This is a genomic window from Nocardioides sp. NPDC087217, assembly GCF_044744805.1.
GTDB lineage: Bacteria > Actinomycetota > Actinomycetes > Propionibacteriales > Nocardioidaceae > Nocardioides.
Genome location: NZ_JBIUZB010000002.1, coordinates 810,080 through 822,067, shown reverse-complemented (window position 1 = coordinate 822,067; position 11,988 = coordinate 810,080). Strand labels below are relative to the sequence as shown.

The 11,988-nt window shown below is 70.3% G+C and carries 8 protein-coding genes; all 8 read left to right on the top strand.

Annotated features, from left to right (window positions below):
- Positions 1 to 3 precede the first annotated feature (3 nt).
- The 8 genes from ACIO3S_RS11325 to ACIO3S_RS11290 all read left to right on the top strand — a co-directional run bounded on the left by ACIO3S_RS11325 (position 4) and on the right by ACIO3S_RS11290 (position 11,908).
- The gene (locus ACIO3S_RS11325; protein ID WP_400463088.1) at positions 4 to 2,379 is read left to right on the top strand and encodes a protein kinase; all 2,376 of its coding nucleotides are present in this window, start codon (positions 4 to 6) and stop codon (positions 2,377 to 2,379) included.
- Positions 2,380 to 2,419: 40 nt separating this feature from the next.
- Complete coding sequence (locus ACIO3S_RS11320; RefSeq protein WP_400463085.1) at positions 2,420 to 3,214, top strand: SDR family oxidoreductase; 795 nt, start codon at positions 2,420 to 2,422, stop codon at positions 3,212 to 3,214.
- A complete protein-coding gene (locus ACIO3S_RS11315; RefSeq protein ID WP_400463083.1) occupies positions 3,207 to 4,376 on the top strand; it encodes a sulfotransferase family protein in 1,170 nt (389 codons plus the stop codon). The genes ACIO3S_RS11320 and ACIO3S_RS11315 overlap by 8 nt, the downstream gene beginning before the upstream one ends.
- A gap of 102 nt (positions 4,377 to 4,478) precedes the next feature.
- Complete coding sequence (locus ACIO3S_RS11310) at positions 4,479 to 6,080, top strand: hypothetical protein (protein ID WP_400463080.1); 1,602 nt, start codon at positions 4,479 to 4,481, stop codon at positions 6,078 to 6,080.
- Between the two features lie 8 nt (positions 6,081 to 6,088).
- Positions 6,089 to 6,514: a hypothetical protein gene (locus tag ACIO3S_RS11305; protein WP_400463077.1), complete on the top strand. Its 426-nt coding sequence runs from the start codon at positions 6,089 to 6,091 to the stop codon at positions 6,512 to 6,514.
- A 64-nt stretch (positions 6,515 to 6,578) separates the two neighbouring features.
- The gene (uvrB, locus tag ACIO3S_RS11300; RefSeq protein ID WP_400463074.1) at positions 6,579 to 8,720 is read left to right on the top strand and encodes an excinuclease ABC subunit UvrB; all 2,142 of its coding nucleotides are present in this window, start codon (positions 6,579 to 6,581) and stop codon (positions 8,718 to 8,720) included.
- Positions 8,721 to 8,953: 233 nt separating this feature from the next.
- The gene (locus ACIO3S_RS11295) at positions 8,954 to 10,600 is read left to right on the top strand and encodes an ArnT family glycosyltransferase (RefSeq protein WP_400463071.1); all 1,647 of its coding nucleotides are present in this window, start codon (positions 8,954 to 8,956) and stop codon (positions 10,598 to 10,600) included.
- A gap of 9 nt (positions 10,601 to 10,609) precedes the next feature.
- Positions 10,610 to 11,908 carry a nitrate/nitrite transporter gene (locus tag ACIO3S_RS11290; protein WP_400463068.1) on the top strand — a complete coding sequence of 433 codons (1,299 nt, stop codon included), beginning with the start codon at positions 10,610 to 10,612 and terminating at the stop codon, positions 11,906 to 11,908.
- Positions 11,909 to 11,988: the final 80 nt, after the last annotated feature.

Sequence of the window (11,988 nt, the reverse complement as noted above, 5' to 3'; positions counted from 1 at the left end):
CCCATGGCCAGTCCCCACCACGAGCCACCGACGATCCCGGGCTTCCGTCACCGTCGGCTGATCGGCACAGGCGGCTCCTCCGAGGTCTTCCTCTACGAGTGGCCGCAGGAGAAGGTCGACGTCGTCGTCAAGGTCTGGAACGACCGGCTCAGCGGCGAGACCCAGGACGCGCTCGCCAAGGAGACCAAGGAGGTCGCCGAGCTCGCCGCCCATCCCCATGTGCTCCCGCTGCACGCCGTCGGCGTCAGTGACGACGACCGCTGCTTCGTGGTGATGGACCATCGCACCGGGGGCGACCTGCAGGCCCGCTGGCAGCGCGAGCGGCTCTCCGTCGCGGAGGCGCTGAGCATCACGATCAAGGTGGCGGGCGCGCTCGACGTCGCCGCCCGGCACGGGATCCTGCACGGCGACGTCAAGCCCGCCAACATCCTGCTGACCGGTGCTGGCGAGCCGCAGCTGGTCGGCTTCGGCGGACTCTCCTCGGCCGGGCGCCCCGGCGGTGCCGATTCGACCTCGCTGCCATGGATGGCTCCGGAGATGCTCTCCGATCCGCCCGAGCCGAGCGGCTGGGCGGACATCTGGAGTCTGGCCGCGACCTGCTACACGCTGCTGGCGGGACGTACGCCGTTCGAGGGGCCGGGCGGTGGCAACGCACCCGCGGCGCTGTCGGAGCGGATCCGGGAGTACGACCCGCTGCCCATCGAGCGCGACGACGTCCCGGCGTCGTTCGACGAGGCGCTGCGTAAGGCGATGTTCAAGCGCCGCGCCGGACGGCACTGGAGCGCCGCCGACTTCGCCAAGGCTCTCCAGGCAGTCGAGGAGGAGCTCGGGCTGCCGGTCACGCCGCTCGCGGACATGCGCGAGTCTCGGGACCAGGTTGCCGAGGTCGCCGAGGTTGCGAAGGTGGCCGAGGCGCCCCCGATCGAGGTCGCTCCGGACCCGGTCCCGTCGCCGGTCGAGTCGCCGGGGGCGGGAGACACGGCGGAGGTGCCGGTCGTCACCGGCCCCGTGATCGAGCCGGTGGCGGAACCCGTGATCGCCCCCGCGCCGGTGCTCGAGCAGACCGACGACGACGTCCTCGGCCACCGGGTCGACGTCGACCGGCTGGCCCGCCTGCTCGCCTCCGTACGCACCCAGCTCCCGATCTCGGTCGCCGTCCAGGGACTGCCCGGCAGCGGCCGGTCGACCTTCCTGCGGAAGGTCCAGGAGCGCATCGAGTGGCTCACCGAGAACGACGAGACCTACTCCGCCCGCACCACCCACGTACGCGTCGATGCCCGCCAGTACGCCGAGGGAGACGTGGCGGGCGCGGTGCTCGAGAGTGTGCGGAGCGCCGGGAAGAGCGAGCCGCCGCCGCTGGTGGCGAGGCATCAGGCCGCACAGCGGCGGACCGCCGAGCTGCGCGCCGCGCTCGCGGGCGTGCCCGAGGACGACGGCCCCCGCGGCAAGCGGCGCGCGCAGCCGATGAGCACGACGATGGCCCTGGCGGCCATGGACCGCGAGGTCGCGGCCTACGAGGCGGCGCTGCGGGCAGCCCCGCCCGGGCCGCCGCCGCGCCCGCCGGCCGGCGCACTGAGAGGACCGCAGGCGAGCCGCACCATCGTCTACGTCGACGACCTGGACAGGTGCGATCCGGCCACCGCGGCCGGGGTGCTGCAGGCGATCGACGAGCTGAGCAGCCAGGAGGGTGTCGCGATCGTGGCGGCGGTGGACGCCCAGACGCTGCGGCGGGCGATCGGGGGCCGCGTGGCGGAGCCTGCGGCGTACCTCTCCCGGGTCTTCGACGTGCCGTTCGGGCTGCGGGCGTTCGCGGGTGACCCCGCGGTGCGGTTCATGCGGTCGCTGATGCGTCAGGCGGTGCCGTCGTGGCCGGCAGCGCTGGCCACGGGCAACGGCGACCGGATGGGTCGTACGAGCCCGGTCGAGAGCTTCGAGATGACGCCGGGTGAGGCGCTGTTCACGAGCGAGCTGGCGAGGTTCTGCCCCACGCCCGGAGCTGCCCGGAAGCTGCTCGCGGTCTATCGGCTGGCGCGCACGGCCCCGGTGGTGGGCAGGAACGCCGACCCGGCCGGCCAGCAGGCCCTCGGGATCCTGATGGCGATCCTCGTCGGGGCGCCGGCGCAGGCCGTCCAGGTGCTCGGAGCCGTGGTCGAGTCGCTGGCGGCGGGCGAGGACGGTGCGACCTTCAGGAAGCTGCTGGAGAAGGTCGCACGCGAGCACACCGCGGGCTGCGGGCGGGCCACCTGTGGCTCGTGCGCCGACTGGTCCCGGGTGCTCCGCGCCCATGCCGACCTCGTCCGGGCGCAGCAGGTGCCGCAGGATGTCGGGGCGTACGCCGCCTGGGTGGACGAGGTCGCCAGGTTCAGCTTCCCGATCTGACCCCTTCCCCAAAAGTGAAACACGTTCTAGTCTAGGCGCCATGACTGGACTCCTGGATGGCAAGGTCGTCGTGCTCTCGGGGGTCGGCCCCGGCCTCGGCCGCTCGCTGGGCGAGCAGGCCGCGCTGATGGGCGCCGACCTGGTGCTCGCCAGCCGCACCGAGAAGCGGCTGCAGAAGATGGCCGGCGTCATCGAGGAGCACGGGCGACGTGCGCTGGTGGTGCCGACCGACATCACCGACGAGGACGCGCGCCGGCACCTGGTCGATGCCGCGCTGGAGGAGTTCGGCCGCGTCGACGTACTCCTCAACAACGCCTTCGGCATCCCGCCGATGGACCCGCTCACCCAGATCCCGCTCGATGCGCTCCGGCTGGCCCAGGAGTCCAACGTGTACGCCCCGCTACGGCTCTCGGCGCTCTTCGCCGACGCGCTCGCGGCCACCCCGGACAAGCCCGGCGGCGCGATCGTGATGATCAACTCCGCGGTGCTCTACCAGAGCCAGCCGGAGTTCGCGGGCTACAAGCTCTCCAAGGGAGCGCTCGCCCATCTGGCCTCCTCGCTGGCGACCGAGCTCGGCCCGCGCGGCATCCGGGTCAACTCCGTCGCGCCGTCCTACATCTACGAGGACGTCAACAAGGCCTACTTCGACTGGATGGCGTCGGAGTCGGGGCGCACCCACGAGGAGGTGTACGCCGAGAAGGCCGCCCCCACCGACCTGAAGCGGCTCGCCACCCCCGAGGAGGTCGCCCGGGCGGCGCTGTTCCTGGGCAGCGACCTGGCCTCCGCCATCACCGGGACCGTGCTCAACGTGGACTGCGGGGAGTTCCATGACTGAGACACGCCCAGGAGAGACCACACCGCGCGAGCGGGCCGACGTCGGGACGTACGAGGACATCTGCGCCGCCGCCACCCGCACGACCGGGCTGAGAGCCTTCGGTGGGTCCGATCACCAGGAAGGGCTGCGGCTGCTCGTCGAGGATCTGGCGAGCCCCGAGGCCGGGCTGACCCCGATCGGCAACTACTTCCACCGCGCCCAGGTGAAGTCGGCCCTCGTCGGCCGGCTGATGACGCAGGCCCGGCTCGCGGAGTTCCCCCAGCACCAGGACGTACGCATCGAGCGGCCGATCTTCGTCACCGGACTCGTCCGCACCGGCACCACCGCCCTGCACCGGCTCCTGGCCGCCGACCCGGCGCACCAGGGTCTGGAGACCTGGCTGACGGAGTTCCCCCAGCCGCGGCCCCCGCGCGAGACCTGGGAGCTGGACCCGGTCTTCAACGCGCTGCAGGGCGCCTACCGGCAGCACCATGTCGCCAACCCCGAGTTCATGGGGATCCACTACATGGACGCCACCAGCGTGGAGGAGTGCTGGCGGGTGCTGCGGCAGAGCGGCAAGTCGATCTCGTTCGAGTCGCTGGCCCACGTCCCGCGCTACTCGGCCTGGCTGGCGAAGCAGGACTGGCGCGATGCGTACGAGCTGCACCGCCGCACCCTGCAGCTCATCGGGCTCAACGACACCGACAAGCGCTGGGTCCTCAAGAACCCCTCGCACCTGGTCGCACTCGAGGCGCTGATGGAGGTCTACCCGGACGCCCTCGTAGTGGTCACCCACCGCGACCCGGTCGTCTCGGTCGCCTCCGGCTGCTCGCTCTCCGCAGAGGCGACCGCGGGCATGTCGACCACGTTCGTCGGGGAGATCATCGGAAAGACCCAGCTGGAGATGCTCTCCCGCTCGTGGCGCTCGTTCGGTGAGACCCGGAAGAGGTACGACCCGGCGCAGTTCCTCGACGTCGACTACCGCGGGTTCGTCAAGGACCCGGTGGGCACCGTCGAGAACATCTACGCCCACTTCGACATCCCCTGGAGCGACGCCGCCCGCGCCGAGGTCTCCCGCATCGACGCCGAGTCGCGTTCGGGGAGCGCCCGGCCCAAGCACGACTACAGCCTGGCCGACTACGGGCTGACCGAGGACGAGGTTCGCCAGGCGTTCACCTTCTGATTCCGTACGGCCTCCACCGCTGCTCCATCGAGGTGCCCTACGGTTCGACGCGAGCTCACGGGTGTGCGGCTCATGACGCCGTCCGACCACGGGAGCCATGTGATGAGCCATGCCGCTGCGGTGCTGAGCGCCGAGCCGACGGACGCGCCCGCCAGGCCGTCGGCCAGGCTGGTCACGGTGCTCGCTCTGCTGGCAGCCTTCGCGGCCTCGATGAGCCTCTACGTCGCCACCACCCAGGCGCTGTCGTACCACGCGCGTGACGAGGGCCCGAACGCGTCGTACGCCATCGCGCTCCACGGCGGCGACCTGCCGACGATCGACACGCCGGTGGCGCAGGACCCGGAGCGCTTCCCACAGATCACCCAGGGCGCGAACCGGGAGGAGTTCGATCGCCACCGGCTGATCTGGACCGCCAACCATCCGCCGCTCTACTACCTCCTCGGCGTGCCCTGGGTCGCCCTGGCCGACGCGCTCGACAGCCCGCAGGTGCTGATCGCCGGAATGCGGGCGATGAGCGCCCTGGCGTACGGGGCGCTGGTGTTCCTGGTCGGTCTGATCGCCTTCGAGGTCACCCCACGGCGCCCGGCCGCTGCGATGCTCGCCACCGCGATCACGGCCTCGCCGGCGGTGCTGGCGATCGCGGCGGGGTTCATCATGAACGACAGCCTGTCGGTCGCGGCCTCGTCGCTGACGGTGCTCGCGACGCTACGCATCCTCCGTCTCGGGGTGACCCGGAACCGGATGCTCGTGATGGCGGTCGCCGGCACCCTGGCCGCCGCGACGAAGGCGCCCGGCGTGATCACGGTGATCATGTGCGGTGCCGCGCTCGGGGTGACGCTGCTGCTTCGCGACCGCACCTGGAAGGGCTTCGTCCGGGCGACCTGGCTGACCGCGATCGCCACCGGAGCGCCGGGCCTGGCGATCGGCTGGTTCTACGTACGCAACATCGTGCTCTACGGCGACGCGACCGCTAGCTCGGCGCTGCTGTCGCGCTACCAGCGGGTGCAGGTCGACACCTGGTTCGAGGTGATGACCGCGCCCCGCTTCTGGCACGGCTGGTACGACCATCTGTGGGTGCCGCTCCAGCTGCGCGGCACGTCGCTGCACTGGGTGATCGACGCCATCACCTTCGTCGCGCTGCTCGGACTGGCCCTGGGGGTCGTCGCGCGTCTGCGGGACCACGGTCGCGAGCGGGGTCTCGTCGTCAGCGCTCCCCGGGTCCCCTCGGTGGCGACCGTCGGTCTTCTCGTGCTGATAGCGCACGCGTTCGTGATCGTCGTCAACCTCGCCCAGTTCCGCTCCGGCGGCGGCAACCCGCACGAGCGTTACCTGATGACGGTCATGCCGCTGGTCGCGATCGTGCTCTCCGTGGGCCTGCTGGCGATCGTCGACGCGGTGCCGTGGGGCGAGATCCGCCGGCGCGAGGAGATCGCAGCGGCCGTCGTCTCGGCGTTCCTGGTCGGGCTGGCGGCCGCGACCTTCGCCGTGTGGGTGCAGACTCAGATCGGGCTCGGTCGCGACCCGATGCTTCCGGAGATCCGCCCGGCGGCGTACGTCATCCTGCTCATCGGCGCTCTCTGCGCGCTCGCCGCGGTGGGCCTGCCGCTCGTCTGGCGGCCGCGTGGTGATCCTTCGGGAGCCGGCATGCGCTCGTCCGGGACAGGTAGCGCACTACTCGCTCTCCGGGGCGCCGGGCGCGGTTGAGTGTCGGCATGACCGCCAACGTCCTCCCCGACTCCGACCGCGCGGCATCGAAGGTCTGGAGCAGGACCGCCGCACTGCTGTCCGGCCTGCTGGCCATCGGCTTCGGCATCCCGGCCGCGTACGGCACCTACTACTTCGCGACGCACGACGAGGTGTGGACCTTCATGGGCTTCCCGACGTACGGCCACGGTCCGTTCGTCGACGTCGGCATCCCGACGAGCGTCCTGCTGCTGGCCGGGTTCACCGCGGTGTGCGCGGCCGAGGCAGTGGTCGGCTTCCTGCTGTGGACGCGGCCGCGCCTCGGCGGATGGCTCTCGTTCGCGTTGCTCCCGTTCGAGCTCGTCTACTGGTGGGGCTTCGCGTTGCCGTTCGGGCCGATCGTCGGCCTGGTCCGGACGGCGGCGGTGGTCATGGGGCTTCGTCGCCGCGAGTAGCCGCAGCATCGGCGTGGACGTTGGGGCGCCAAGACTGTCGGTGGTCCCGAGTAGCCTGGACCTCATGCGTCCAGTCACCGATCTCGAGCGTCGTGTCGCCCCGTTCAAGGTGGTCTCCGACTACCAGCCCTCGGGTGACCAACCGACCGCGATCGCGGAGATCACCAAGCGGATCCAGGGCGGCGTCAAGGACGTCGTCCTGCTCGGCGCGACCGGCACCGGAAAGACGGCGACCGTTGCCTGGACCGCCGAGCAGCTGCAGCGTCCGATGCTGGTGCTGCAGCCCAACAAGACCCTCGCCGCCCAGTTCGCCAACGAGCTGCGCCAGCTCTTCCCGGAGAACGCGGTCGAATACTTCGTCTCCTACTACGACTACTACCAGCCTGAGGCGTACGTCCCCCAGACCGACACCTACATCGAGAAGGACTCCTCGATCAACGAGGAGGTCGAGCGGCTGCGCCACTCGGCCACCAACTCGCTGCTGACCAGGCGCGACGTCATCGTGGTCTCGACCGTCTCCTGCATCTACGGTCTCGGCACCCCGCAGGAGTACGTCGACCGGATGATCCGGCTGCGGGTGGGGGAGGAGCACGACCGCGACTCGATCCTGCGGCGGCTGGTGGAGATCCAGTACACCCGCAACGACCTCTCCTTCACCCGAGGCACGTTCCGGGTGCGCGGCGACACCCTGGAGATCTTCCCGGTCTACGAGGAGCACGCGGTCCGGATCGAGTTCTTCGGCGACGAGATCGAGCGGTTGATGACGCTGCACGCGGTCACCGGCGAGGTCCTCACCGAGGACCAGGAGCTCTACGTCTTCCCCGCGACCCACTACGTCGCCGGCCCCGAGCGCATGGAGCGTGCGATCAACGGCATCGAGGCCGAGCTCGACCAGCAGCTGAGCACCTTCGAGAAGCAGGGCAAGATGCTCGAGGCGCAGCGGCTGCGGATGCGTACGACCTACGACATCGAGATGATGCGCCAGGTCGGGTCCTGCTCCGGGATCGAGAACTACTCGATGCACATCGACGGCCGTGAGCGCGGCTCGGCGCCCAACTGTCTGCTCGACTACTTCCCGGAGGACTTCGTCCTCGTCGTCGACGAGTCCCACGTCGCGGTCCCGCAGGTCGGCGGGATGTACGAGGGCGACATGTCCCGCAAACGCAACCTGGTCGAGCACGGCTTCCGGCTGCCCAGCGCCCAGGACAACCGGCCCCTGAAGTGGGAGGAGTTCCTGGAGCGGATCGGCCAGACGATCTACCTCTCCGCGACCCCGGGCAACTACGAGCTGGACCTGGTCAGCCGCGACGGCGGCGAACCCGATGTGGTCGAGCAGATCATCCGCCCGACCGGCCTGATCGACCCCGAGGTGATCATCAAGCAGACCAAGGGCCAGATCGACGACCTGATCGGCGAGATCAACGACCGGGTCGCCAAGAACGAGCGCGTCCTGGTCACCACGCTCACCAAGAAGATGTCCGAGGACCTCACCGACTATCTCCTCGATGCCGGGATCCGAACGCGCTATCTCCACTCCGAGGTCGACACGCTCAAGCGGATCGAGCTGCTCCGCGACCTGCGGCTGGGGGAGTACGACGTGCTGGTCGGCATCAACCTGCTCCGTGAGGGTCTCGACCTCCCCGAGGTATCGCTGGTCTCGATCCTCGATGCCGACAAGGAGGGCTTCCTGCGCTCGGACAAGTCGCTGATCCAGACCATCGGCCGTGCCGCCCGAAACGTCTCCGGCCAGGTGCACATGTACGCCGACAAGATCACCCCCTCCATGGAGTCGGCGATCGAGGAGACCAACCGCCGCCGCGCGATCCAGATGGCCTACAACGAGGCCAACGGCATCGACCCGCAGCCGCTGCGCAAGAAGATCGCCGACATCACCGACATGCTCGCCCGCGAGGAGGAGAGCACCCAGGAGCTGCTCAACACCTGGGCCGGCACCGAGGCCAAGGGCCGCGCGGGCAAGACCACGGCCAAGTCTCCGACCCCGATGCTCGGCGACGCCGCCCGCGAGGCCCGCGAGCGCGGCCTCGTCGGCCTCCCCTCCTCCGACCTGGCCCAGCTCATCGGCGACCTCACCGACCAGATGAAGGGCGCCGCCGCCGAGCTCCAGTTCGAGGTCGCCGCCCGTCTGCGCGACGAGATCTCCGACCTCAAGAAGGAGCTGCGGCAGATGATGGAAGCAACCAAGTAGGACCTCTGCTGGTCGAGCCGCGAGCGCCAGCGAGCGTGTCGAGACCAACACGGTCCTATCGAGCGCCGCCGGGACTGTGTTGGTCTCGACACGGATTCGTTCGTCCCTCACGAATCCGGCTCGACCAGCGGGGAGTTGCGTCAACCGTCGGCTACCGGCCCGTCGCGCTCTGTTCACCGCCCGTGAGCCGTGGCTCGTGTGTCCCGTCAGTTTCGGCGGTTAACGTCGCATTCGTGACTGTTCCACGGGTCTCGATGTCCCAATCCACGATCTGCGTCCTGCTGCTGGGTGTGCTCGGCTTCGCGATGAGCGCCCAGGTGGCGATCGCGATGCCGGCCCTGTTCAAGGCCGACGAGCGGGCCCACGCGGCGTACGCGGTGGCGCTGTCCCAGGGGACGCTGCCGACGATCGACACCGACATCCCCGACGACCCGGGGCGCTACCCGCAGCTGGCCGAGAGCCTCTTCGGGGCCGATGAGGCCCACCGCGACATCTGGGTCGCCAACCACCCGCCGCTCTTCTATGCGATGAGCCTGCCGCTCGTCTGGCTCGGCGACGCGGTCGGCTCGCCAGGCCTGACACTCCTCGGCATGCGTCTGCTGAACGCTCTCGGGTTCGCGCTGACCACGATCATGGTCGGCCTGCTGGCGCGCGAGCTGGTGCCACGACGCCCGGCGGTGCCGGTGATTGCCTCGGCGATGTGCATCGGCTGCGGCGCCATGACCTTCGTGGGCGGCGGGATCTACAACGACGGCTGGTCCTCCGCAGCGGCGTTCATGACGCTCTACCTCGGGTTCCGGATGATCCGCCAGGGCGTGACCCGTGAGCGCTTGATCGCCGCGGCCGCGGTCGGCGTCGCGGCCGCCGGGTTCCGCTCGACCGGCCTGGTCGCGGTGCTCTTCCTCGGCGCCTGCGTGCTGGTGGCGATGTGGCTGCGAGAGCCGTCGCTGCGTACGTTCCTGCGCGGTACGTTCTGGCGAGCTGTCGGGATCGCGGCGTGCATCGGCATGGCGCCGGTGGTCGTGTTCGGCTGGTTCTACGTGCGCAACGTCCAGCTCTACGGTGACCCGACCGCGTCGGGCTCGCTCTTCGAGAAGTTCGGGCGCGAGCCCAACGGCACCACACTGTTCCAGCTGGTGAACCCCGAGTTCTACGGCCACCTGCTCGGCAGCCTGTGGACCGACGGCAACATCGCCAACACCTGGAGCCAGGCAGCCGTCATCGTGCTGACGCTCACCCTGGTCGGGCTCGTGCTCGACGCCGCGGCGAAGGCCAACCCGCGCCGTACGGGAGTCCTGCGGCGCATCCGCCTGGCCCCGCAGAGCACGATGCAGCACCGCCAGGACCTGGCCATCTGGGCGCTCCTGGGCGGCTACTGCCTGCTGATCCTGATCAATGTCGCCGGGTTCATCGCCGGCGGTGGCTGGATCCACGCTCGCTACGCGGTCCCGTTCCTGCCGTTCCTCGCCGCCGGTGCCGGGATCGCCGCACTCCGGCTGGGGCGGCTCCTGCCGCTGCGGGTCCCGACCGGCTCACGAACCGACGTGACCGCGCTCGACGAGGCACGCGACCTGCGCATCGGCCTGGGTGTCTCGCTGGCCTTCATGGTGGTCGGCCTGGTCTGCCACCTCGACACCGAGCAGTACGTCGACGGGCCGGTCAGCAGCACCTTCGCGCTCGTCGCCCTGGTGGCCGCCGACCTGGTGATGTTCGCGGTCGCGGCGTACGTCGCCACGGAGCTGCGCCGGCGGATGCGCCCGGGCACCTTCGACACTCCGCGCACCCTCACCGCGCACGTGGCGACCGGACCTGTGACCGAGGTCGCCTCCGGCCGTCCACGAGAGACCACCGGCATCTCGACGAGCTCGAAGGCGCCGTAACCTCTCTCTGTGAGCCACGAAGACCCCCAGTCGTCCGCACGCTCATGGCTCGTGTGGGGTATCGCCCTCGCGGTCTACGGCCTGGCGGTCTTCCACCGCAGCAGCCTTGCGGTCGCCGGTCTGGTCGCCACCGAGCGCTTCGGGATCGGCGCCAGCCAGCTGGCGACCTTCGTCATGCTGCAGCTGCTCGTCTATGCCCTCATGCAGGTGCCTGTCGGGGTGCTGGTCGACCGGTTCGGCTCGCGTACGGTCCTCTCCGCGGGCGCACTGATCCTGGCGCTCGCTCAGGCGGGGTTCGCGTTCGCGGACTCCTATCCGCTGGCGCTGCTCGCGCGCACGTTCGTGGGGATGGGCGACGCGATGACGTTCATCTGCGTGCTGCGGCTGGTGCCGTCGTGGTTCCCGGCCCGCAAGGTGCCGCTGGTCAGCCAGCTCACCGGCACCGTCGGACAGCTGGGCGCGATCGCGGCAGCGGTCCCGATGACGTGGGCGCTCGGCCAGCTCGGCTGGACCAGGGCCTACCTCACGGCAGCGCTGATCGGCCCGGTGCTTCTCGTGCTGCTGCGCCTCTTCGTCCACGACGGCCCCGGTGACCGACACCGCCGAGGCACCTCCCTCAAGCCCCGTGAGCTCGGCCGGAGCCTGAAGGCGTCCTGGTACCAGCCGGGCACGCGCCTGGGCTTCTGGATCCACTTCTCCACCCCGTTCAGCTCCCACCTGATGGGGCTGCTGTGGGGATTCCCGTTCCTGGTGACCGCAGAAGGGCTCTCCGACACCCTCGCCGGCACCCTGCTCTCGGTCACCGTCGTAGCCGCCCTGGCCGCGGGCCCGGTGATGGGCGTCCTCGCCGGACGTCACCCGTGGCACCGCTCGACGGTGGCGCTGACGATGATCGCGGCCCTGGTGTCGGTGTGGACGCTCGTGCTCGCGTGGCCGGGTGAGGCGCCGCTGCCGGTGCTGCTGCTCCTGATGGCCGTGGTCGGCTTCGGCGGACCGGCCTCGATGATCGGCTTCGACGTCGGCCGCACCAGCAACCCGCCCGCGCGGATGGCGAGCGCCAGCGGGATCATCAACCAGGGCGGCTTCGTCGCCGCGCTGCTCGTGATCGTGCTTGTCGGCTGGATCCTCGACTGGCGTACGCCGGGGGCCTCGACCGCCTACACGCCGGAGGCGTTCCGCTGGGCGATGTCGGTGCAGTACCTGTTCTGGGGCCTCGGGGTGGTGCAGATCTGGCGTCACCGGCGCGACGTGCGGCGGCGTACGACCCGGGAGCAGGTCGCCGCCGGGTCCTCGATGGTCGTCGACTGAGCGCAGCCGCCGCAAACCACGCACAGTTCGCCGACTCGTCACCTGACCGCCAACCGCGGTGGCGGTTGAACAACATCCCG

What these genes read in the sequence shown, in the direction of transcription:
- ACIO3S_RS11320 (WP_400463085.1), top strand. Translation starts at nt 2,420, where the DNA reads ATGACTGGACTCCTGGATGGCAAGGTCGTCGTGCTCTCGGGGGTCGGC.
- ACIO3S_RS11315 (WP_400463083.1), top strand. Translation starts at nt 3,207, where the DNA reads ATGACTGAGACACGCCCAGGAGAGACCACACCGCGCGAGCGGGCCGAC.
- uvrB (WP_400463074.1), top strand. Translation starts at nt 6,579, where the DNA reads ATGCGTCCAGTCACCGATCTCGAGCGTCGTGTCGCCCCGTTCAAGGTG.
- ACIO3S_RS11325 (WP_400463088.1), top strand. Translation starts at nt 4, where the DNA reads ATGGCCAGTCCCCACCACGAGCCACCGACGATCCCGGGCTTCCGTCAC.
- ACIO3S_RS11305 (WP_400463077.1), top strand. Translation starts at nt 6,089, where the DNA reads ATGACCGCCAACGTCCTCCCCGACTCCGACCGCGCGGCATCGAAGGTC.
- ACIO3S_RS11310 (WP_400463080.1), top strand. Translation starts at nt 4,479, where the DNA reads ATGAGCCATGCCGCTGCGGTGCTGAGCGCCGAGCCGACGGACGCGCCC.